This window comes from Agrobacterium sp. El2ro-1b, from assembly GCF_048298475.1.
Lineage (GTDB): Bacteria > Pseudomonadota > Alphaproteobacteria > Rhizobiales > Rhizobiaceae > Agrobacterium > Agrobacterium fabrum.
Genome location: NZ_CP103458.1, coordinates 1,545,797 through 1,566,329 on the forward strand (window position 1 = coordinate 1,545,797; position 20,533 = coordinate 1,566,329).

Genomic DNA, 20,533 nt, shown 5'->3' on the forward strand with positions numbered 1-20,533 from the left:
CCGGTTGTTGCCGATAAACATCAAGCCGGGACAACAGGATTTCGATCACGTCATGCTTTCACTCCGCCTGCTAACGATCATCGCCGGTTTTGCCTTTGCGGGCTCAGCAAGTGCTGCATCGATTGGCATTGTTGCTCCGCAGAATGGTCCTTACGAGCTTCTGGGGCAGCAGGTGCGGCAAGGTGCCAAGGCGGCGGCGGCCAAGCTTGGACTCGATGTCGTCGAAATCCATGAGAGCTGCGAAGATGGCAGCGGTGGCGCGATTGCCGATGGCCTGGTGGCCGCCAAGGTCAGCGCCGCGATCGGTTTTTTATGCACGGAAACGCTTCAGGGTGTCCTGCCGCCACTAAAGTCGGCGGCCATTCCCGCGATCACGCTTTCCAGCCGCGCGCCTATTCTGATGGAAGATTCCCTGAAATATGGCTGGCCGCTTTTCCGCCTCTCGCCTTCCGACAGGGCCGAATCGGACAGGATCGCCGAAATCATCCTGCGCGACTGGAAGGGACATTCCCTCGCGCTTGTGGATGATGGCACGATCTATAGCCGCGAACTTGTCGACCGCATCCGCGCGTCGCTGGAGGAAAACGGCCTCAAGCCCACCTTTGCCGATACGATGCGTCCCAACCAGGAACAGCAGGTGGCGCTGGTGCGCCGGCTGGCGCGAACCGGCATTTCCCATGTCTTCGTCGGCGCGGAGCGCAATGACGTTGCCATCATCGCCAGAGACGCCGCATCCGAAAATCTTGCTTTGATCATCATGGGCGGCGACGCCATGAATGCGGCAAACAGCCCGGTTCCCCTCACCGCCAATGTGCTGGCCGTCACGCGCCCGGCCTATGACACCCTGCCCTCGGCCCAGGCCGTTACCGGAGAGTTGCGCGCCGCCGGCATCGAGCCCGAAGGTTACGTCCTGCCGGCCTATGCGGCGACGGAACTGACGGCCGCCCTTGCGGAGGCGACACAGGCGCAATCGAAACCCGCACCGGAAATATTGGCTGGCGGCACCGTCTTCAAAACCGTCATCGGCGATCTAGGCTTCACACCGTCACACGACCTTTCCGACAACCCCTATCGCCTGCAGCGCTGGAACGGCCAGCGCTTCGAGCCGGCGGGCAGGGCGGAAAGACAATAGCCACCGCGACATCCGCGGGAATTCGTTGAAACACGGCTGAAAACCGCGGGCAAGCGCGCCGCAAGCCGTTTCAAACCCGGATACTTGATGTTAAAGGCAGCTTACGCAACGCGTCGAGAGGAGTTTGCCCCATGTCCCTGCCCATCCGCATAGCCCCGTCCATTCTGGCTGCCAATTTCGCCAAGCTGGGACAGGAAGTCGCCGATGTCACGGAAGCCGGCGCGGACTGGATCCATCTCGATGTCATGGATGGCCACTTCGTCCCCAACATCTCCTTCGGGCCTGATGTCATCAAGGCGCTGCGGCCCCACAGCATGGCTTTCTTCGATTGCCACCTGATGATCGCACCCGTCGATCCCTATCTCGAAGCCTTCGCAAAGGCCGGCTGCGACAGCATCACCGTGCATGCGGAAGCGGGACCGCACCTGCACCGCTCGCTGCAGACGATCCGCGGGCTTGGCCGGAAGGCCGGCGTGACGCTTAACCCCGCCACGCCGCTCTCCGTCATCGAGAACGTGCTTGATGACGTCGATCTTATCCTCATCATGAGCGTCAACCCGGGTTTCGGCGGTCAGAAATTCATTCCGGCCATGCTCGACAAGATTCGGGCGGCAAAGGCGATGATCGGCGACCGGCCGATCGATCTGGAAGTGGATGGCGGCGTGACGGCGGAAACCGCAGGCGCAATCATTGCCGCCGGCGCCAACGCGCTGGTGGCAGGCTCGGCTGTCTTCAAGGGTGACGGCGTTGCCGACTACCGCAAGACCGTCGCACAATTGCGCATGGCGGCGGAAGCCGGGCGGACATAACCCGCCGTCGCTGAATGCGGAAAGGCCGGGGGCGGCATAGCGGGCGTTGGGGGGATAGTCATGGAAAGCGACAGAAAGGGTTTCCGTGACACGGCTTCTGCAGCGCTGTTCCTGGCTCTCGGCGCCCTTGTCTGGGCCCTCTGCTCGGCCGCTGCCGCCACCATCGGCCTTTATCTCCGGAACCGGCTGGAAACCGACCATGCCGCCGAAATTATCACGCTTTTCTTCTGCGGCGGCCTTTTGGGCTGGCTGCTGGCGGTAGTGGCTTTGCGTTTCCTTCCCGCCTCCACTGCCCTGCCGGTGCGTTTCGCAGCGGCCTGCCTCGCCATCGCTTTCTTCACCCTTGCCGTTGCGGCGGCATTTTTTGCGTTCCAGTACCGCATCTTTTATGCGCAGTGGCACGCACCGGCCTTTTCCCGCATCTGGTTTTTCCAGCAGCTCTTCACCTCGCTCGGCGCGGTGTATCAATTCGCAGTTCTCGGTCTCGGACTTTATTTTCCCCTTGCGGCTCTTCCGCTCTTGGCCGCCGGCGCGTTCCTCTGCCGGCGTGCGCGGCAAGCGACATAGCCATGCAGCTTGATAGATTGAGATTACCGGAACACTTTGCTAAACGGGCAGCAAAATTCCTCCACTAAGAATTCCTCCACTAAGAAAGTCATTGCCATGATCCCTCGTTACTCCCGGCCGGAAATGGTCGCCATCTGGTCGCCGGAAACAAAGTTCCGCATCTGGTTCGAGATCGAGGCCCATGCCTGTGACGCGCTGGCCGAACTCGGCGTCATCCCCAAGTCCGCCGCCCAGACCATCTGGGAAAAGGGCGGCAGCGCCACCTTCGACGTCGCCCGCATCGATGAGATCGAGGCCGTCACAAAGCACGACGTCATCGCCTTCCTCACCCACCTTGCCGAATTTGTCGGTCCCGACAGCCGCTTCGTGCATCAGGGCATGACCTCGTCCGACGTGCTGGACACCACGCTCAACATCCAGCTCGTGCGCGCCGCCGATCTGCTGCTCGCAGATATGGACCGGGTGCTGGCGGCTCTCAAGACGCGTGCCTTCGAACACAAGAACACGGTGCGCATCGGCCGCAGCCATGGCATCCATGCCGAACCGACCACGATGGGCCTGACCTTCGCCCGCTTTTACGCCGAGATGCACCGCAACCGCGAGCGCCTCGTCCATGCCCGCGCCGAGATCGCCACCGGCGCAATCTCCGGCGCCGTCGGCACCTTCGCCAATATTGACCCACGCGTCGAGGAACATGTCTGCGAAAAGCTTGGCCTGACGCCGGAGCCGGTCTCCACGCAGGTCATCCCGCGGGATCGCCACGCCATGTTCTTTGCCGTTCTCGGCGTCATCGCCTCGTCGATCGAAAACGTCGCCATCGAAATCCGCCACATGCAGCGCACTGAAGTTCTGGAAGCCGAAGAGTTCTTCTCTCCCGGCCAGAAGGGCTCGTCCGCCATGCCGCACAAGCGCAACCCGGTTCTGACCGAAAACCTGACCGGTCTTGCGCGTCTGGTGCGCATGTCGGTCGTCCCGGCCATGGAAAACGTTGCCCTCTGGCACGAGCGCGACATCAGCCACTCCTCCGTGGAGCGCGCCATCGGCCCCGACACGACAGTCACGCTCGATTTCGCGCTGAACCGCCTTGCCGGCGTCATCGAAAAGCTGGTGATCTACCCGGACAACATGCTGAAGAACATGAACAAGTTCCGCGGCCTCGTGCATTCGCAGCGCGTTCTGCTGGCGCTGACACAGGCTGGTGTTTCCCGCGAAGACGCTTACCGTCTGGTACAGCGCAACGCCATGCGGGTCTGGGAACAGGGTGCCGATTTCCTGGAAGAACTGCTGGGTGACGAGGAAGTGCGCGCAGCGCTGCCTGAAGACGTGATCCGTGAAAAGTTCGACCTCGGTTATCACACCAAGCATGTCGACACGATCTTCACCCGTGTCTTCGGCAAGGCCTGATCCAGAACGCGGATAAGTTAATGCTGTCGCGGTCTTGATCGCGACGGCATCAAAGCACAGATATGGGCGCATGAAAGTTTCAGACGTAGATATCCTCATCGTACCCGGTTACACCAATTCCGGCCCCGACCACTGGCAGACCCGCTGGGAGCGCAAGCTATCCACCGCGCGCCGGGTCGAGCAGGCGGAGTGGACCAAGCCCGTGAAGGCAGACTGGGTGGCGCGGCTGGTGGAAGAGGTGAACGCCGCTACCAAGCCCGTCGTGCTGGTTGCCCATTCGCTCGGTGTGCCGACCGTGATCCATGCTTTGCCTGAGATCGCCCATAAGGTCGTCGGCGCCGTTTTTGTTGCCCCGCCCGATGTCGCCAATCCGGATATCCGGCCGAAACACCTGATGACCTTCGGCCCCTACCCGCGCGATCCGTTGCCGTTTCCGTCCATCACCATCGCCAGCCGCAACGATCCCTTCGGCACTTACGAACATGCCGACGACATTGCCAGCGCCTGGGGCTCCATGCTGGTGGATGCCGGCATGTCCGGCCACATCAACGCCGAGTCCGGCCATGGCCCGTGGCCCGAGGGTGGTATGGTGTTTGCCCAGTTCCTCAGCCGCCTGAAGACGCCCGAGACCTGACGGTGGCGGCCACGTGGACCACCTCCCCTTCGATCGGCCCCGCAGGCCGATTTTCAGGACGAAGCGGTTTCCCGGGTCTGTCACAAGAATTGAAGGGAAATATGCCAGCCGCATTGTAGAATGCAGTCTTTTCCTTTAAGGGACCGCTTCAAAGACCAAACTTAACGCCACCCGAATCGGCGTCAACCAAGAGACCTGCCATTATGAACCGTCGCCGCCGTATTTACGAAGGCAAGGCCAAGATCCTCTACGAAGGTCCGGAGCCAGGCACGCTTATCCAGTTCTTCAAGGACGATGCGACCGCCTTCAACAAGAAGAAGCACGAAGTCATCGACGGCAAGGGTGTGCTGAACAACCGCATCTGCGAATATGTCTTCACGCATCTGAACAAGATCGGTATTCCGACCCACTTCATCCGCCGCCTCAACATGCGTGAGCAGTTGATCAAGGAAGTGGAGATGATCCCGCTTGAGATCGTCGTGCGCAATGTCGCTGCCGGCTCGCTGTCCAAGCGCCTTGGCATCGAGGAAGGCGTGGTGCTGCCGCGCTCCATCATCGAGTTCTATTACAAGTCGGATGAGCTGGAAGACCCGATGGTCTCTGAAGAGCACATCACGGCTTTCGGCTGGGCCAACCCCGCCGAGCTTGACGACATCATGGCGCTTGCCATCCGCGTCAACGACTTCCTTTCCGGCCTGTTCCTCGGCGTCGGCATCCAGCTCGTCGATTTCAAGATCGAATGCGGCCGGCTTTTCGAAGGCGACATGATGCGCATCATCCTCGCTGACGAAATTTCGCCAGACAGCTGCCGTCTCTGGGACATCGAGACCCAGAAAAAGATGGACAAGGACCTGTTCCGCCGCGATTTGGGCGGGCTTGTGGAAGCCTATTCCGAAGTGGCGCGCCGTCTCGGCATCATCAATGAAAACGAACCGATCCGCGGCACCGGCCCCGTCCTCGTAAAGTGATATCGGCCTGGTAAAGTAATATCGGCCTCGTAAAGTTATATTGGCCTCGTAGGGTAAATCAGGAGAAGATCAGGTGATCAAGGCACGGGTGACTGTTACGCTGAAGAACGGCGTTCTCGATCCGCAGGGCAAGGCAATCGAAGGCGCGCTCGGCAGCCTCGGTTTTGGTGGCGTCGGCCACGTCCGTCAGGGCAAGGTCTTCGATCTGGAACTGGAAGGCGCCGACAAGGCCAAGGCCGAAACCGACCTGAAGGCAATGTGCGAAAAGCTGCTGGCCAATACGGTCATCGAAAACTACGCCATCAGCATTCTTTAAGCTCCAGGAGCCGCTGCCCATGAAATCCGCTGTCGTCCAACTTCCCGGCCTCAACCGCGACCGCGACATGATCGCGGCTCTGACGAAAATCTCCGGTCAGGCGCCCGTCACCATCTGGCAGACGGAAACGGATATTCCCGATGTCGACCTGATCGTCATTCCGGGCGGCTTCTCCTATGGTGACTATCTGCGTTGCGGCGCCATCGCCGCCCGCATGCCTGTCATGCAGGCCATTCGCGAAAAGGCCGAACAGGGCGTCAAGGTTCTCGGCGTCTGCAACGGCTTCCAGATTCTGGTCGAAGCCGGCATGCTGCCGGGCGCGCTGATGCGCAATGCCTCGCTGAAATTCGTCTGCCGTGAAGTGAAGCTCGAAGTCGCCAATAACGACACCGAATTCACCCGCGCCTATGACAAGGGCCAGATCCTGCGCTGCCCTGTCGCCCATCACGACGGCAATTATTTCCTCGATACGGATGAGCTGAAGTCCGTGGAAGACAACGGCCAGGTCGTGTTCCGTTATGCCGAGGGCACCAACCCGAACGGCTCGCTGAACGACATTGCCGGCGTCATCAACGCCCAAGGCAACGTTCTTGGCATGATGCCGCATCCGGAAAACCTCATCGAAGCCGCTCACGGCGGCAATGACGGCCGCGGCCTCTTCGCTTCGGCACTCGGTGTCATCGCAGCCTGATGGACCGGGCGGGCTTCAAGCCCGCCTTTTTTAATGCCCGCTCGCGGCTGCCGTTTCGGCCTCTCTTCTGGATGACCTGATGTCTCTTGCTTTTCGACTGAATGCCTACAAAGCTACCGGACTGATCCTCGCTGCATCAGCACTCGCCGCCTGCCAGCCGAAACCGCAGCCGGTCGCCTCCGTCTCCCGCGCGGCTTTGCCGACGATGGAGCGGATCGCGCTTGGCGCCAATGCCTGCTGGTTCAAATCGGGTGATGCGGCGTTCAAGGCCTATCGCCTCGCGCCGGAACTCAATTCTTTCTCGGGCCGCCCGCGCATCCTCCTCGTGCCGCGCAACAGCCCGGAATCGCGCCCCATGCTGGTGATCCAGGCCGAAGGCAATCCGGCAAAGCTCGATGCTTTCGGACCCGTGATGAGCGAGGCCATCTCCGGCCGCATCGCCACCGACGTCAAGCGCTGGGCGAATGGCGGCAAGGGCTGCTGATCGAGCGGAACGGCTCTAAAAACCAGCCCACATAAAAAAACCCGCCGACGCCGGTTGGGAGTGGCGTGGCGGGCTGCCGAATGGCTTGATGGCGCCGGGGAAAGAAGGCGCCGCTCTCCGACAAAAAATCAGAGGGACCGCGTCGGCCAGGAGAAAAGCTGAGATTTCGCAGCCTCCTTCAGGGCCTCATCGCGCGTTACCCCGATATCCTCCAGAAGATCGTCAGAAAGTTCCCGCAAGGCGAACCGTCCGCGCCGTTTCAGGTGCCAGTGAAACACGCCGGCAATCATGCGACCAATAAGCGTGCGGGCGATCTTGGCCGGAAACGGCGCCGGTGCGACCATGTCGCCGGCATCGCGGAACACGCGTTCCCGTTCGTAGCCATCAGGATAGAGTGTATCCGCTTTCGAGAGGTATTGATCCATCTTGCGCATATTGCACCTATTGTCTCCGTGTGCTTGATGTCGTTCAATGCAGACAATAAATACAATTGACTTGAGTACAGATACAATGCATAAATTGTCACCATGACAAATTGGCTTCCTGACATCACCGAGGGCGACGGCCCGATTTACCTTCGCCTCGCCGACAGTATCGAGAGCGCGATTTCCGACGGAATCCTGCAGGCCGGCTCGAAACTGCCACCGCAGCGCAATCTCGCTTACGATCTCGGCGTGACAATCGGCACAATCAGCCGGGCCTATGGCCTTATTCACGAACGTGGCCTCGTCAGCGGCGAAGTCGGCCGCGGCACCTATGTCAATGAACGCAAGACCCCAGCGCCCTTATCGCCCGAGGAACCGTCCGTGTCGGCATTCGGCGGCACGCGCTACGCCCTCGACACCAGCGCCGAATTCCGCCTGAACACCACCGCAGCGCCGGATGTCGGCCAGAGCGTGCTGGTCGGTAAACATGTCGAGGCCCTTGCCAGAGAACATCCGTTCGAAATTTCCAACTACACCCGCAGCTTTCCCGACAACTGGTGTATGGCGGGCGCTCGCTGGCTTTCCCAGAACGGCTGGTCGCCGAAACCGGAAAACATCGTCTCGACGCTCGGCGCCCATGCGGGGGTGATGAGCGTGGTGACCGCAATGACGGCGCCGGGTGACCGCATCGTCTTCGAGCCCGTCACCTATTCTCACATCAGCCGCAGCGCCACCCTTGCCGGGCGTCGCGTGACGCTGGTGGAAGCGGATGAAAAGGGTATCGCCCCTGATGATTTCGAGCGTGTCTGCGCCCAGCAACATCCCAAGATGATCTTCCTGATGTCGGCCGGCCAGAACCCCACCTGCGCCACCCTGCCCGAGGATCGGCGGCGGGCAATCGCCGATATCGCCCGCAGATACGGCGTATGGATCGTGGAGGACAATCTCTACGGCGCCATGACCCGCGAGCAGATCCCGCTCATTGCGGAATTCGCGCCGGATATCACCTTCGTTGTCGGTGGCCTGTCGAAATCCGTTGCCGCCGGGGTCAGGGGTGGCTGGGTTGCCTGCCCGGCGCAGTTTTCATCGAGAATACGAATTTCCCATTCGATGTTAACAGGCGGATTGCCCTTCATGCTGGCCGAACTGAATGCGCGTCTCGTCAATAGTGGCGACGCAGATGACATCCGCAAGGATTGCATCGCCGAGATCAACCAGCGCGAGGCAATGGCCAGACGTATCTTTGCCGGGCTGGAATTCAACTCCCTGCCCGATATCGCCTTCATGTGGCTGCGACTGCCCGAACCCTGGCTGTCGGGCACCTTCCGCAATGCCGCCATGAAGGAAGGCGTGCTGATCGACGACGAGGACGAGTTCAAGGCAGGCCGCTCGGAAAAGGTGTTTCACCGCGTCCGCATCAGCTTTTCCGGACCCTCCTCGCGCGAGGAACTGACACATGCCTTCGGCATCCTGCGCAATCTGCTCGACAATGGATCGGCCGGCTATGAAAGCGAGGCGTAAGCGTTGCCCGGCCGAGTCATTCCTGCAACACGATTCCTAAATCAGTAACTCATTATTTACCGCGCCGACAAATCTGCCATCCTCTCCCTACTTCGGAGCGGGGAATGATTCGATGGCAGCATTCGGTTCCACATCCATTAGGGTACTGTTCGCTCTTGCAATGGTCTTTGCAGCATTTGTGCTTGCGGATGTCACATCGGCCATCGCCGCCGACGGTACGGTATTCGACGAACTGCGGTTCGGGGTCACAACCTCTGTCACCAGCCGCGATGGCGGCGGTGAAGATGGCGCATTCCCGGCCTTTACCGCCTATTTTGATCCCTTCGCGAGCGCCTCGGCTGTCACCCTCGGCGAAAAACTCGCCCGCCCGCGTCTGCATCTGGGCGGCGAAATCGGCACCGAGGGAGAGGCAGATACCATTTACGGCGGTGTCAACTGGACCTTCGACCTCAATCCGAAGATTTTCGTCGACCTTGGCTTTGGTGGCCTGTGGCATGACGGCAGACTGAAAAACGGCCCTGGCGAAACGGGCGCGGAATTCGGTTGCCACCTGCTTTTTCATGAATATGCCGCTATCGGATATCGCTTCAACAGCAACTGGAATATTTCGACCCAGATCGAACACGCCTCCCACGCCAATCTGTGCGACGGCCCCAATGACGGGCTGACGCGTGTTGGACTTATGGTCGGCTACAAGTTCTGAATAAGCCAAGAAAGCAGCGTTTTGCCGGTAGAACTGCGCATTTTCCTGTCGCACCAATGAGCCTCTTGCGCTAAAGAACCGGAAACTTTCCTCGGCTCGAACCGCGTGAGACCTATGTCGATTTCAAACTCCATCAAGATCACCCCGGAACTCGTTGCATCCCACGGGCTGAAGCCCGACGAATACCAGCGTATCCTCGACCTGATCGGACGGGAGCCCAGCTTTACCGAGCTTGGCATCTTCTCGGCCATGTGGAACGAGCACTGCTCCTACAAGTCTTCGAAGAAGTGGCTGAAGACCCTGCCGACAACAGGTCCGCGCGTCATTCAGGGCCCCGGCGAAAACGCTGGCGTGGTGGATATCGATGATGGCGACTGCGTCGTCTTCAAGATGGAGAGTCATAACCACCCGTCCTATATCGAGCCCTATCAGGGTGCGGCAACCGGCGTCGGCGGCATCCTGCGTGACGTCTTCACCATGGGAGCCCGCCCGATCGCGGCCATGAACGCCCTGCGTTTCGGTGCGCCCGATCATCCGAAGACCCGCCACCTCGTGGCCGGCGTCGTTGCCGGTGTCGGCGGATACGGCAACTCTTTCGGTGTGCCGACCGTTGGCGGCGAAGTGGAATTCGACCCGCGTTATAACGGCAATATCCTCGTCAACGCCTTTGCCGCCGGCCTTGCCAAGTCCAATGCGATCTTCCTCTCGGAAGCCAAGGGCGTCGGCCTGCCGGTCGTTTATCTCGGTGCAAAGACCGGCCGCGACGGCGTTGGCGGCGCGACCATGGCCTCTGCCGAATTCGATGAGTCGATCGAAGAAAAGCGCCCGACGGTTCAGGTCGGCGACCCCTTCACCGAAAAGTGCCTGCTGGAAGCCTGCCTCGAACTGATGAAGACCGGTGCGGTCATCGCCATTCAGGACATGGGCGCCGCCGGCCTCACCTGCTCGGCTGTCGAAATGGGCGCAAAGGGCGATCTCGGCATCGAACTCGACTTGAACGCCGTGCCGGTGCGCGAAGAGCGCATGACGGCTTACGAAATGATGCTGTCGGAAAGCCAGGAGCGCATGCTCATGGTTCTCGAACCCTCCAAGGAAGAGGTGGCCAAGGCGATCTTCGTCAAGTGGGGTCTGGATTTCGCCATCGTCGGCAAGACCACCGACGACCTGCGCTTCCGCGTGCTGCACAATGGCGAGGAAGTTGCCAACCTGCCGATCAAGGAGCTCGGCGACGAGGCCCCCGAATACGACCGCCCGTGGACGCCAGCCAAGGTGCCCGCAGCGCTTTCGGAAACCGACATCCCTGCAGCCGACATTGCCGATGCGCTGGTGTCGCTGGTTGGTTCGGCCAACAACTCCTCGCGCCGCTGGGTTTACGAGCAGTACGACACGCTGATCCAGGGCAACTCCCTGCAGCTGCCGGGCGGCGATGCCGGCGTGGTGCGCGTCGAAGGCCATGACAAGAAGGCGCTCGCCTTTTCCTCGGACGTGACGCCACGCTACGTCGAGGCCGATGCCTTCGAAGGCGGCAAGCAGGCCGTGGCCGAATGCTGGCGCAACATTACCGCGACTGGTGCTCTGCCGCTGGCGGCCACCGACAACCTCAATTTCGGCAATCCGGAAAAGCCTGAAATCATGAGCCAGCTGGTCCATGCCATCAAGGGCATCGGCGAAGCCTGCCGCGTGCTGGAATTCCCGATCGTTTCCGGCAACGTCTCGCTCTACAACGAGACCAATGGTCAGGCGATCCTGCCCACCCCCACCATCGGCGGCGTTGGCCTGTTGAAGGACTGGGGCCGCATGGCGCGCATCCGTTTCGCGGCTGCCGACGAGGTGGTACTCTTGGTCGGCGCACCTGTCGGCCTCGGCACCCACATTGCCCAGTCGGTCTATATGCGTGACGTTCACGGCCGCACCGATGGCCCGGCGCCGCATGTCGATCTCATCGCCGAGAAGAAGAACGGCGATTTCGTCCGTGGCCTCATCACCGAAGGCCTCACCACCGCCGTTCACGATTGCTCCTCGGGCGGTCTCGCCCTTGCTGTTGCCGAAATGGCGATTTCTTCCGGCATCGGCGCAACGATCGATGCGGTTGAAGGCCATAATCCGGTTCTCACCTTCTATGGCGAAGATCAGGCCCGTTACGTCCTGACCGTCAAGAAGTCCGATCTCGACAAGGTGCAGGCGGCGGCTAAAGCGGCCGGTGTTTCCTGCCCTGTTATCGGTACTACCGGTGGTTCCACCGTAAAGCTGGGCACGGCGCGCGCAGTCGAGATTAAAGAATTGCACTTGGCCTATGAATCGTGGTTCCCTCAGTTCATGGACGGCGAAACTTTGATTGCCGCAGAATGAATTAAGGAGAAACACCATGCCCATGAAACCCGGCGACATTGAAGACATGATTAAGGCGGGAATTCCCGGGGCAAAGGTCACGATCCGCGATCTGGCCGGTGACGGCGACCATTACGCGGCGGAAGTCGTTGCGGAAGCATTCAAGGGCAAGACCCGCGTGCAGCAGCACCAGATGGTCTATGACGCGCTGAAGGGCAATATGGGCGGCGTTCTGCATGCCCTTGCCCTGCAGACCTCCGCTCCAGAATGATTGTGGCCGTGAACGTGCCCGCAAGACAGCTTCACTGTCCCGCCGACGCATAAAGGCCCCGGACTAAATCAAAGGCCCGCGTGATGCTCTCACGCGGGCCTTTTCATATCAGGCAGAAGGGAAAACGCCGCTTACAAAGCAGGCGGGCTCTGTGAATCCAGATCAGCGAAGGATGCGGCCGGCAGCGGCCCCGCTGTCAAAAGGGTGAAATCGTAACCGGATCTGCGATCCGGCCCGAGAACATATTGCCGGTGCATGCGCAGGAAATTGCGCTTGTTCTTCTTGTAGCGCTCCGATGAGAGCGAATGCTTGAAACGGATCGGCACGATCTTCGGCAGCGGCGCATCGCGGTGACCCGTCAGCGCCACCGTGTTGCAGCGATAGAGATGGATCGGATCGGTCAGGCACTGGATATCGAACCATGTCACATCAGGGTGACGCGCGATTGCACCAACGCTCTCGCGAAGCCTGTCCGCGCTCGACAGGAACGCACATTGCAGCGCGGCACCGCCCAGCGTCGCAAAAGACAGCTTGCGGCCATCCAGCGCATCCGGCTTCAGCTCCAGCACGCGGCCGATGACCGCGAGCGCGAGGCTGGCACCCATGCTGTGCGACACCACCAGAACCTCATCCGAGGGCCGTTCGAGCGCCGTCACCACAAGTGCCGCCCTCTCCTCGATCCAGTCACGGGCAATAGGTTCATCGCGTCCGACCGCGAGCGCGAAACGCCAGTCCGCATAAAGATGCAAAGTGTGAAACCGCTCCGCGAAAGGCAGGAACGCCTTCACGAAAAACACGGCGGCAGCGGGAATGCTGACCACCAGAAGCCACAGCGGCAAGCCGAAAAGCCATGGCGAGAGCGCAATGCCGGCAGCAAGCGCGCCACCGGCAAGCATCAGCAGGAACGGAAAGATGAAGAACAGCCCGAACCGCCAGGCGTGGCGCAGATAGCGTGCAGCACCGCCCTCACTGACGATGCCCGCTCCGGCCTTGAAACCCAGCCAGATCTGCCGCCACACCGAGGCATCCCGCAGCTGCGAGATGACATCGTTATGGTCATAGACGACGATATCCGAGCGCGTCCGCCAGTCGCCCGCCGAAGCCTCCACCGTGAATGCTTCGCCAGCCGGCCTGCTCTCCAGCGGCCCCACGGCATAGTTGACGTCCCACGTCTTTCCCGCCAGCGCTGCGGCGCGCTGGTAGCGCAGATGATGGGCAGCCGCATCGAGCGGATCGAAACCGGGGAAATAAAGAACAAGTCGTGACTGGACGGCCGGCATGCATAAACCTTCAGGCTGGAGACACCCGAAAGGATCGCTTGATACAGTGGGCGATGCACGTATAGTAAAAATCGCGACGGAAATATGATTTATTTAGTGGCGAGGGAATTTTGTCTGGCATCGTCGATCAGTTGCTCAATGGCGTCGTCAAGGGCGCTCTGGCTGAAGTCCTCACCAAGACCGGTATTCGCAAGACGCGCCGCGCCCGCCGGACGAAAACCACCGGCTCGCTGGCTGGCGGCATTGTCGGTTCCGTTCTGGAAGCAGCGATCAAGGCCGCCGTCAAACCCAAGCCGGCCAGGAAGCAGGTAAGCAAAAGGCGCACCGCCGCTTCCCGCAGCAGGCAGCGGTATAAATAAAAAGCAGCAGGCCGGATCTAGTCTGTCATGCCATGCCACACAGACGCATTTTTTGCGCGCCACGGGTGGAAATCGCGCCGCGACATGTTATTTAGAGGCTAACAGAAAGCAGCGGCCTTGAACCGCATGTGAAAGGATATGGCCATGAGCGGCATTCACGACATCATCGACAGCGAAGTGAAGAGCAACGACATCGTTCTTTTCTTGAAGGGAACTCCGCAATTTCCGCAGTGCGGTTTTTCCGGTCAGGTCGTACAGATTCTTGACTACCTCGGCGTCGAATACAAGGGCGTCAACGTGCTTGCCGATGCCGACATCCGTCAGGGTATCAAGGACTATTCCAACTGGCCGACCATTCCGCAGCTCTATATCAAGGGCGAATTCGTCGGTGGCTGTGATATCGTAAAAGAGATGTTCCAGTCCGGCGAGCTGCAAAGCCACTTCCAAGAACAGGGTATCAGCGTCCGCGGCGCGGCCTGATTTCGGCCGGTTCGTCCGGCCCACCCTGATTGTCAGAAATTTATGCCAGGCGTTGCTTCATGCAACGCCTTTGCCGTTCTTTTTGGGGCAATCCTGTGACAGAACTTTCACAATCCACCGCTTCGCGCGCAGGCTCGATGGGGCGCACGGAATTCATTGGGCTGGCAGCAATGCTGATGGCGCTGAATGCGCTGGCCATCGACATCATGCTGCCGGGTCTTCAGGAAATCGGCGCATCACTGGGCGTCGTCAATGAAAACCACCGCCAATACGTGATTTCGACCTATCTCCTCGGTTTCGGTATCGCCCAACTGCTCTACGGGCCGATTTCTGACCGTTTCGGTCGACGCAAGCCGATGCTCGTCGGTCTGGCCATCTACATCATCTCCGCCATTGCCGTGGTCTTCGTGCCATCATTCACCGGCCTCCTGGTCCTGCGCTTCATTCAGGGCATCGGTTCGGCGGCAACGCGTGTCATCACCATCTCGATCGTGCGTGATATCTATGGCGGCCGGCAGATGGCAGAAGTCATGTCGCTGATCATGATGGTCTTCATGGTCGTTCCGGTCATCGCGCCCGGCACCGGCCAGATCGTCCTCTTCTTCGGCGACTGGCACCTGATCTTCGCCTTCATGGCCGGCATCGCCGCCGTCGTGACGGCCTGGATGTATTTCCGCCTGCCGGAAACCCTGCATCCCGATGACGTCAGGCCTTTCACGGCGCGTTCGATCCTCGGCGGCTTCAAGATCGTGCTCACCAACCGTATCGCGCTCTGTTATACGCTTTCCAGCACCTTCATTTTCGGCGCGCTGTTCGGCTTCATCAACTCGGCTGAACAGGTTTACAAGGGCATCTACGGCCTTGGCGCATGGTTTGCGGCGGCCTTTGCCGGCGTTGCCCTGTTCATGGCCTTCTCGTCCTTCATCAATGCCAGGCTGGTCGGCCGGTTCGGCATGCGCAAGCTGTCGCACGGGTCGCTGCTCGGCTTCATCGCCATCACCTTCGTCTGGCTGGTGGTGCAGGTGCTGGGGCCGGAGCCGATGCCCTTCGCCATCTTCATCGTGTTCTTTGCGCTGGCGATGTTCCAGTTCGGCTGGATCGGCTCGAACTTCAACTCGCTCGCCATGGAACCGCTCGGCCATGTCGCCGGTACCGCCTCCTCCGTCATCGGTTTCATGGGAACCGTCGGCGGCTCGCTGATCGGCGCCGGCATCGGCCAGGCTTTCGACGGCACGGCACTGCCCATGGTGGCCGGCTTCTTCGCCGTCTCCATCATCGGCCTTATCTTCGTGCTGATCGGCGAAAAGGGCGTGTTGTTTCAGGCCCATAACAAGCCGACAAGGTAAGTTCTGACAGAAAAAAGAAAGGGCGCGGAATTCTGTTCCGCGCCCTTTTTATTGAAAACAGCTCTTGTTCGGTTAAACCGTAAAAATCTTCTCGCGCAGCAGCTCCCAGGTCTCCTGATCCGGCGCCAGCAGCAGCCCGCCATCCAAATGGCGCGGCAGGTAGGGCGAACCGTCAAGACGGGCGGCATAAGCGCCTGCTTCCTGCGAAAGCAGCGTGCCGGCCAGATGGTCCCAGGGCATCAGCTTGTTATACATCAGGAAATGCATGTGACCGCCGCAGAACAGGCGGTATTCATGCGCAGCACAACGATAGCTGGTGAACAGCCGCACATCCGCAAGGTTCATCAAGATCTTGCGGCGTGTCTCCACATCGAAATAACCTGTATTGGCGATACCGACCATCTGCGACAGGTGCGGCGCTGTCACGACAGACATCTGCGTCTGCGAGCCATCGGCGGCGCAAAGCCATGCGCCGGAGCCTTTTTCGGCAATTGCCCAGTCATTGCCCATCGGATCGAAGATCAGGCCGGCAACGGTCTCGCCCTTGGAGATGACACTCATCATCACGCCGAACAATGGCAGGCCGGAAGCGAAGTTAAAGGTGCCGTCGATCGGATCGACCACCACGGCAAGATCGGCATCGGCAAGCTTGCCGACCAGGGACGGGTCAGCCGCCACGGCCTCTTCACCGATGAACAGCGCATCAGGCATGATGTCCTGCACGCGGGCGCGGATCAACCGTTCGGCAGCCTCATCGGCCTCGGTTACGAGGTCGATAGCCTCGGACTTTATCCTGACGTCGCCTTCGCCCAGATTACGGAACCGCGGCAGGATTTCCACTGCGGCCGCCTCCTGAAGCGCATTGGCAAGAGAGGCGATGTCGAGTTCAAGAGCCATGGGCGATATCCTTCTATCTGAGCATCAATCTTATAAGGCGACGATTTCCCGCCGCAGCATCTTCCAGCTTTCCTTGTCGGGCGCCGACAGGATGCCGCCGGCCGTCTGTCCCGGCCGGTAGGGCGTATTGTCGAAACGGGCCGTGTAACCACCGGCCTCCTGATGGACGAGAACACCGGCAAGGTGATCCCACGGCATCAGCTTTTCATGGCCGATGAAATGCAGCTTGCCGGCCGAGGCAAGCCAATATTCATGTGCCGAGCAATTGATCGAAAGCGCCATCTTGATCTTCGCCATATTGGCGGCAATGACCGGACGACGATCCTCATGGCTGTGACCCCAGGAAAAGATGCCGACCATTTCCGACAATGGCGCTGGGTCCGCGACCTTGAGATTGACCTGCGAGCCGTTCTTGCGGTGGAGATAAGCCCCCTCACCTTTCAAGGCCACAATGGTATCGCCCATGACGGGATCGTGGATGATGCCCGCCACCGTCTCACCCTTGACGGTGACTGCAAGCAGCGTGCCGAAAGCGGGAAAGCCGGAAGCGTAATTGAACGTGCCGTCGATCGGATCGATCACGAAGGCAAGCGGCGCATCGGCAAGGGCTGGAATGACGGAAGGGTCCGCCTCATAGGTCTCTTCGCCGACGATATGAGCCTTCGGAAACCGCGCAAGCAGCGCGGCGGTGATCGCCTTTTCCGCCAGAACATCTGCCTCGGTGACGAGATCGATGGCGGAGGTCTTTTCGGAGATGGCGCCGGCGCTCAGGTTTCGGAAGCGGGGCATGATTTCCTGTGCGCCGGCAGCGGCGACGGTGGAAACGAGGAATTCGATATCTTTATCGGAAAAGCTCATGGCGCGGGGCACTTCTTCATCAGGGAGGGCTGGCCTCCCTACGCTCTTCAGGTGACGCGCCGGTGACAGCAAGCGCGGAAAAATCAAAAAGCTTGGGATCGAGCAGATGCGATGGGTTCACATGCGCAAGCGCCCGCAGCATCACGTCCTTGCGGCCTGGCATGCGCCGTTCGATATCCGCCAGCATCTCTTTCATCGCATTGCGCTGAAGGCCGTCCTGCGAGCCGCAGAGGTCGCAGGGAATGATCGGGAACTCCATCGCGGCTGCAAATTTTGCCATATCCTCTTCGGCACAATAGGCAAGCGGGCGCATGACCATCAGGTCGCCCTCGTCATTCATCAGCTTCGCCGGCATACCCGCGAGGCGACCGCCATGGAAAAAGTTCATGAAGAAGGTCTCGAGAATATCCTCGCGGTGATGGCCGAGCAACAATGCGTCGCAGCCCTCCTCCCGCGCGATGCGGTAGAGATTGCCGCGGCGCAGCCGCGAACAGAGCGAACAATAGGTGCCGCCGGAAGGCACCTTTTCCTTCACGATTGAATAGGTGTCGCGATATTCGATGCGATGGGGCACACCGATCTTTGCCAGATACTCCGGCAATACGTGTTTGGGGAAATTCGGCTGCCCCTGATCCAGATTGCAGGCCACCAGCTCCACCGGCAAGAGGCCGCGCCATTTCAGATCGAGCAGCAGCGCCAGCAGCCCGTAGCTGTCCTTGCCACCGGAAAGGCCGACCAGCCAGCGCTTCTGGCCGTTCAGCATGCCGAAATCTTCAAACGCCTGCCGCACATTGCGCAACAGCCGCTTGCGCAGCTTGTTGAAGGAAACCGAACGCGGAGCATTGTCGAACAGGGGATGCGAGCTGCCATTTTCTTCGGACGGGTCGTGATCTGCCCCAGCCTTGTCAGCCCCGGCCTGATCTACAAAGTCATCGATCTTGGTGAGAATGTTCATCATCAACTCGCTCCGGCACGACTGCCGTTCTTGATGCAGGCAATGCCCCCATCCGCCGGCAAGATCAAGCCCCGAATACCGACCAGCCGGTTTTCGTCGCCAGCAATTCCAGCGCCTGTGACCCGAGCGCCGAATTACCAACCTTGTTGAGACCCGGCGACCAGACCGCAATCGACGCCTTGCCCGGCGCCACCGCCATGATGCCGCCGCCGACGCCGCTCTTGCCCGGCAGGCCGACATGATAGGCGAAATCGCCCGATCCGTCATAATGGCCGCAGGTCAGCATCAGCGCGTTGATGCGCCGCGCCCGACGGTCCGAGACGACGGTATGGCCGGAGAGCGGATTGCGGCCGCGATTGGCGAGGAAAAGCCCGGCACGGGAAAGCTGGGCGCAGGTCATCGACAGCGCGCACTGATGGAAATAAACGCCGAGCGTATGTTCCACGGGATGATGCAGATTGCCGAAGGAACGCATGAAATTGGCAAGCGCGAAATTGCGGAAACCCGTCGCCTGCTCGGATTTCGCCACCGTGTCGTCAATGCTGATCGTGTCATCGTCAGCGAGGTAACGTACGAACCGCAGAAGCTCGCCTATCGCCTCACGCGGCTGGTGGCCGGAAAGAACGATATCGGTCACCACGATCGCACCGGCGTTCACGAAGGGATTGCGGGGAATGCCGTGCTCATGTTCCAGCTGAACGATGGAATTGAAAGACGACCCCGATGGTTCGCGCCCTACCCGGTTCCATACCGTTTCTCCAGCCTTGCCGAGCGCCAGCGTCAGCATGAAGACCTTGGAGATACTCTGGATCGAAAACGGCACAAGCGCATTGCCGGCCGTATAGGTCGTCCCATCGACGGTGGTGATGGCGATGCCGAGCTGGTTGGGATCGACCTTGGCGAGTTCGGGAATGTAATCCGCAACCTTCCCCTCGCCCAGTCTCGGCAGCATGCTGTCATAGATGGAATCGACGATCGCCTGAATATCCTGCATGCAAAGCCTTCCCCAGCAAACAAAAAAGCCGCCCCAAGGGGCGGCTTTCTCAATACTGAAACGCGTCGATTAACGCGAGTAGAATTCGACGACCAGATGCGGTTCCATGACGACCGGGTACGGAACGTCGGAAAGCGACGGAACGCGGGCGTATGTCGCAACCATTTTGTTGTGATCAACTTCGATGTAGTCAGGAACGTCGCGCTCAGCGAGCTGAACGGCTTCGAGAACCGTCACCAGCTGCTTGGACTTCTGACGAACTTCGATTACGTCGCCAGCCTTGCAACGGTAAGAACCGATGTTGACGCGAACGCCGTTAACCGTGACGTGGCCATGGTTGATGAACTGGCGCGATGCGAAAACGGTCGGAACGAACTTGGCGCGGTAGACGATGGCGTCCAGACGCGACTCGAGCAGGCCGATCAGGTTCTCGGAGGTGTCACCCTTGCGACGGTTTGCTTCGTCGAAAGTGGCGCGGAACTGCTTTTCGCGCAGTTCGCCGTAGTAGCCCTTGAGCTTCTGCTTGGCGCGCAGCTGCGTGCCGAAGTCGCTCATCTTGCCCTTGCGGCGCTGGCCGTGCTGGCCCGGGCCGTATTCGCGGCGGTTAACCGGGGACTTCGGACGGCCCCAGATGTTTTCGCCCATGCGGCGGTCGATTTTATACTTGGCCGATTCGCGCTTGCTCATCGTATTTCCTTCTCAAAAGGTTATGCCGGTCTGTTGCCAAACCGGTTTAAGGAAACACGCCCTCCTCTGAGGCCCGTTTCAGGGCCTCTGACAGGCTTCTCACATGCAAATGGAGAAACCACGGGACATGTCGGTGATATTGACTGCCAAACGTCAGCACTTAAACTGCAAGGCAATCAACAAAACACACCGGACATTACTGCCCGGCGTTGGGGCGGCTTCTAAACACGTTTTACAAATTTGTCAAACAAAGCCCGCCGCTTTTTTCTTGTGACCGCCCTTGAAAAGCCCGAGGGCCCACCCATCTTTCCATCGTGATCAGAACTCGGGCCCCTCTGACGTGTTACCGGACAACACGTGATGTCGAGTTTGTTAAGGTTGGGGCCCACGTATATTCTTGACACACGTCCCCCACCCGCAAAGC

General features: G+C 60.0%; 23 protein-coding genes. 16 read left to right on the forward strand and 7 right to left on the reverse strand.

Annotation, left to right across the window (positions count from 1 at the left end; translation table 11 throughout):
• The first annotated feature begins 52 nt into the window (after window positions 1–52).
• The 9 genes from NYR50_RS07710 to NYR50_RS07750 all read left to right on the forward strand — a co-directional run bounded on the left by NYR50_RS07710 (window position 53) and on the right by NYR50_RS07750 (window position 7,005).
• Window positions 53–1,132 (forward strand): ABC transporter substrate-binding protein, encoded by a 1,080-nt coding sequence (locus NYR50_RS07710; protein WP_418137272.1) that lies wholly within the window; start codon window positions 53–55, stop codon window positions 1,130–1,132.
• A gap of 131 nt (window positions 1,133–1,263) precedes the next feature.
• Window positions 1,264–1,941: a ribulose-phosphate 3-epimerase gene (gene rpe, locus NYR50_RS07715; protein ID WP_006314101.1), complete on the forward strand. Its 678-nt coding sequence runs from the start codon at window positions 1,264–1,266 to the stop codon at window positions 1,939–1,941.
• Between the two features lie 60 nt (window positions 1,942–2,001).
• Window positions 2,002–2,508 carry a hypothetical protein gene (locus NYR50_RS07720; RefSeq protein WP_418135549.1) on the forward strand — a complete coding sequence of 169 codons (507 nt, stop codon included), beginning with the start codon at window positions 2,002–2,004 and terminating at the stop codon, window positions 2,506–2,508.
• A gap of 96 nt (window positions 2,509–2,604) precedes the next feature.
• Complete coding sequence (gene purB, locus NYR50_RS07725; RefSeq protein WP_418135550.1) at window positions 2,605–3,912, forward strand: adenylosuccinate lyase; 1,308 nt, start codon at window positions 2,605–2,607, stop codon at window positions 3,910–3,912.
• 70 nt (window positions 3,913–3,982) lie between these two features.
• On the forward strand, window positions 3,983–4,546 hold the full coding sequence (locus NYR50_RS07730; RefSeq protein ID WP_010971907.1) for an alpha/beta hydrolase: 564 nt from the start codon (window positions 3,983–3,985) through the stop codon (window positions 4,544–4,546).
• Window positions 4,547–4,749: 203 nt separating this feature from the next.
• Entirely contained in the window at window positions 4,750–5,514 is a 765-nt protein-coding gene (purC, locus tag NYR50_RS07735; RefSeq protein ID WP_006314097.1) for a phosphoribosylaminoimidazolesuccinocarboxamide synthase, read from the forward strand.
• A 73-nt stretch (window positions 5,515–5,587) separates the two neighbouring features.
• Window positions 5,588–5,830 (forward strand): phosphoribosylformylglycinamidine synthase subunit PurS, encoded by a 243-nt coding sequence (purS, locus tag NYR50_RS07740; protein ID WP_174008719.1) that lies wholly within the window; start codon window positions 5,588–5,590, stop codon window positions 5,828–5,830.
• Between the two features lie 19 nt (window positions 5,831–5,849).
• Window positions 5,850–6,521, forward strand: coding sequence for a phosphoribosylformylglycinamidine synthase subunit PurQ (gene purQ, locus NYR50_RS07745; RefSeq protein WP_418135551.1), 672 nt, complete (start codon window positions 5,850–5,852; stop codon window positions 6,519–6,521).
• A 79-nt stretch (window positions 6,522–6,600) separates the two neighbouring features.
• Complete coding sequence (locus NYR50_RS07750; protein WP_092773276.1) at window positions 6,601–7,005, forward strand: hypothetical protein; 405 nt, start codon at window positions 6,601–6,603, stop codon at window positions 7,003–7,005.
• A gap of 128 nt (window positions 7,006–7,133) precedes the next feature.
• On the opposite strand, the gene NYR50_RS07755 is transcribed toward NYR50_RS07750, so the two are convergent.
• Window positions 7,134–7,439 (reverse strand): DUF1127 domain-containing protein, encoded by a 306-nt coding sequence (locus NYR50_RS07755; protein WP_418135552.1) that lies wholly within the window; start codon window positions 7,437–7,439, stop codon window positions 7,134–7,136.
• A 93-nt stretch (window positions 7,440–7,532) separates the two neighbouring features.
• Between NYR50_RS07755 and NYR50_RS07760 the strand changes: the two genes are divergently transcribed.
• The 4 genes from NYR50_RS07760 to NYR50_RS07775 all read left to right on the forward strand — a co-directional run bounded on the left by NYR50_RS07760 (window position 7,533) and on the right by NYR50_RS07775 (window position 12,253).
• Entirely contained in the window at window positions 7,533–8,951 is a 1,419-nt protein-coding gene (locus NYR50_RS07760; protein WP_418135553.1) for a PLP-dependent aminotransferase family protein, read from the forward strand.
• A 112-nt stretch (window positions 8,952–9,063) separates the two neighbouring features.
• Entirely contained in the window at window positions 9,064–9,654 is a 591-nt protein-coding gene (locus NYR50_RS07765; protein ID WP_080808234.1) for an acyloxyacyl hydrolase, read from the forward strand.
• Between the two features lie 114 nt (window positions 9,655–9,768).
• Entirely contained in the window at window positions 9,769–12,003 is a 2,235-nt protein-coding gene (gene purL, locus NYR50_RS07770) for a phosphoribosylformylglycinamidine synthase subunit PurL (protein WP_418135554.1), read from the forward strand.
• A 16-nt stretch (window positions 12,004–12,019) separates the two neighbouring features.
• The gene (locus NYR50_RS07775) at window positions 12,020–12,253 is read left to right on the forward strand and encodes a BolA/IbaG family iron-sulfur metabolism protein (protein WP_003507909.1); all 234 of its coding nucleotides are present in this window, start codon (window positions 12,020–12,022) and stop codon (window positions 12,251–12,253) included.
• Window positions 12,254–12,384: 131 nt separating this feature from the next.
• Here NYR50_RS07775 and NYR50_RS07780 read toward each other — a convergent pair whose 3' ends face one another.
• On the reverse strand, window positions 12,385–13,533 hold the full coding sequence (locus NYR50_RS07780; RefSeq protein WP_418135555.1) for a hypothetical protein: 1,149 nt from the start codon (window positions 13,531–13,533) through the stop codon (window positions 12,385–12,387).
• Window positions 13,534–13,643: 110 nt separating this feature from the next.
• Here NYR50_RS07780 and NYR50_RS07785 point away from each other — a divergent pair, with 110 nt between their 5' ends.
• The 3 genes from NYR50_RS07785 (at window position 13,644) to NYR50_RS07795 (ending at window position 15,718) form a co-directional block, all read left to right on the forward strand.
• Window positions 13,644–13,892 (forward strand): hypothetical protein, encoded by a 249-nt coding sequence (locus NYR50_RS07785; protein WP_418135557.1) that lies wholly within the window; start codon window positions 13,644–13,646, stop codon window positions 13,890–13,892.
• A gap of 144 nt (window positions 13,893–14,036) precedes the next feature.
• The gene (gene grxD, locus NYR50_RS07790) at window positions 14,037–14,372 is read left to right on the forward strand and encodes a Grx4 family monothiol glutaredoxin (protein ID WP_010971914.1); all 336 of its coding nucleotides are present in this window, start codon (window positions 14,037–14,039) and stop codon (window positions 14,370–14,372) included.
• A 137-nt stretch (window positions 14,373–14,509) separates the two neighbouring features.
• On the forward strand, window positions 14,510–15,718 hold the full coding sequence (locus NYR50_RS07795; RefSeq protein ID WP_418137273.1) for a multidrug effflux MFS transporter: 1,209 nt from the start codon (window positions 14,510–14,512) through the stop codon (window positions 15,716–15,718).
• Window positions 15,719–15,790: 72 nt separating this feature from the next.
• Here NYR50_RS07795 and NYR50_RS07800 read toward each other — a convergent pair whose 3' ends face one another.
• From NYR50_RS07800 to rpsD, 5 genes are all read right to left on the reverse strand, one after another.
• Window positions 15,791–16,615 (reverse strand): inositol monophosphatase family protein, encoded by an 825-nt coding sequence (locus NYR50_RS07800; protein ID WP_418135558.1) that lies wholly within the window; start codon window positions 16,613–16,615, stop codon window positions 15,791–15,793.
• 30 nt (window positions 16,616–16,645) lie between these two features.
• Window positions 16,646–17,473, reverse strand: a complete 828-nt coding sequence (locus NYR50_RS07805) for an inositol monophosphatase family protein (RefSeq protein WP_418135559.1) — start codon at window positions 17,471–17,473, stop codon at window positions 16,646–16,648.
• A 19-nt stretch (window positions 17,474–17,492) separates the two neighbouring features.
• Window positions 17,493–18,431 (reverse strand): tRNA 2-thiocytidine(32) synthetase TtcA, encoded by a 939-nt coding sequence (gene ttcA, locus NYR50_RS07810; RefSeq protein ID WP_418135560.1) that lies wholly within the window; start codon window positions 18,429–18,431, stop codon window positions 17,493–17,495.
• Window positions 18,432–18,492: 61 nt separating this feature from the next.
• On the reverse strand, window positions 18,493–19,422 hold the full coding sequence (locus NYR50_RS07815; protein WP_418135561.1) for a glutaminase: 930 nt from the start codon (window positions 19,420–19,422) through the stop codon (window positions 18,493–18,495).
• Between the two features lie 69 nt (window positions 19,423–19,491).
• Entirely contained in the window at window positions 19,492–20,109 is a 618-nt protein-coding gene (gene rpsD, locus NYR50_RS07820; RefSeq protein WP_046798221.1) for a 30S ribosomal protein S4, read from the reverse strand.
• Window positions 20,110–20,533: the final 424 nt, after the last annotated feature.

Coding starts and splice junctions, on each gene's coding strand:
- NYR50_RS07710 (WP_418137272.1), top strand. CDS start 53: ATGCTTTCACTCCGCCTGCTAACGATCATCGCCGGTTTTGCCTTTGCG.
- rpe (WP_006314101.1), top strand. CDS start 1,264: ATGTCCCTGCCCATCCGCATAGCCCCGTCCATTCTGGCTGCCAATTTC.
- NYR50_RS07720 (WP_418135549.1), top strand. CDS start 2,002: ATGGAAAGCGACAGAAAGGGTTTCCGTGACACGGCTTCTGCAGCGCTG.
- purB (WP_418135550.1), top strand. CDS start 2,605: ATGATCCCTCGTTACTCCCGGCCGGAAATGGTCGCCATCTGGTCGCCG.
- NYR50_RS07730 (WP_010971907.1), top strand. CDS start 3,983: ATGAAAGTTTCAGACGTAGATATCCTCATCGTACCCGGTTACACCAAT.
- purC (WP_006314097.1), top strand. CDS start 4,750: ATGAACCGTCGCCGCCGTATTTACGAAGGCAAGGCCAAGATCCTCTAC.
- purQ (WP_418135551.1), top strand. CDS start 5,850: ATGAAATCCGCTGTCGTCCAACTTCCCGGCCTCAACCGCGACCGCGAC.
- NYR50_RS07750 (WP_092773276.1), top strand. CDS start 6,601: ATGTCTCTTGCTTTTCGACTGAATGCCTACAAAGCTACCGGACTGATC.
- NYR50_RS07755 (WP_418135552.1), bottom strand. CDS start 7,439: ATGCGCAAGATGGATCAATACCTCTCGAAAGCGGATACACTCTATCCT.
- NYR50_RS07760 (WP_418135553.1), top strand. CDS start 7,533: ATGACAAATTGGCTTCCTGACATCACCGAGGGCGACGGCCCGATTTAC.
- NYR50_RS07765 (WP_080808234.1), top strand. CDS start 9,064: ATGGCAGCATTCGGTTCCACATCCATTAGGGTACTGTTCGCTCTTGCA.
- purL (WP_418135554.1), top strand. CDS start 9,769: ATGTCGATTTCAAACTCCATCAAGATCACCCCGGAACTCGTTGCATCC.
- NYR50_RS07775 (WP_003507909.1), top strand. CDS start 12,020: ATGCCCATGAAACCCGGCGACATTGAAGACATGATTAAGGCGGGAATT.
- NYR50_RS07780 (WP_418135555.1), bottom strand. CDS start 13,533: ATGCCGGCCGTCCAGTCACGACTTGTTCTTTATTTCCCCGGTTTCGAT.
- grxD (WP_010971914.1), top strand. CDS start 14,037: ATGAGCGGCATTCACGACATCATCGACAGCGAAGTGAAGAGCAACGAC.
- NYR50_RS07795 (WP_418137273.1), top strand. CDS start 14,510: ATGGGGCGCACGGAATTCATTGGGCTGGCAGCAATGCTGATGGCGCTG.
- NYR50_RS07800 (WP_418135558.1), bottom strand. CDS start 16,615: ATGGCTCTTGAACTCGACATCGCCTCTCTTGCCAATGCGCTTCAGGAG.
- NYR50_RS07805 (WP_418135559.1), bottom strand. CDS start 17,473: ATGAGCTTTTCCGATAAAGATATCGAATTCCTCGTTTCCACCGTCGCC.
- ttcA (WP_418135560.1), bottom strand. CDS start 18,431: ATGATGAACATTCTCACCAAGATCGATGACTTTGTAGATCAGGCCGGG.
- NYR50_RS07815 (WP_418135561.1), bottom strand. CDS start 19,422: ATGCAGGATATTCAGGCGATCGTCGATTCCATCTATGACAGCATGCTG.
- rpsD (WP_046798221.1), bottom strand. CDS start 20,109: ATGAGCAAGCGCGAATCGGCCAAGTATAAAATCGACCGCCGCATGGGC.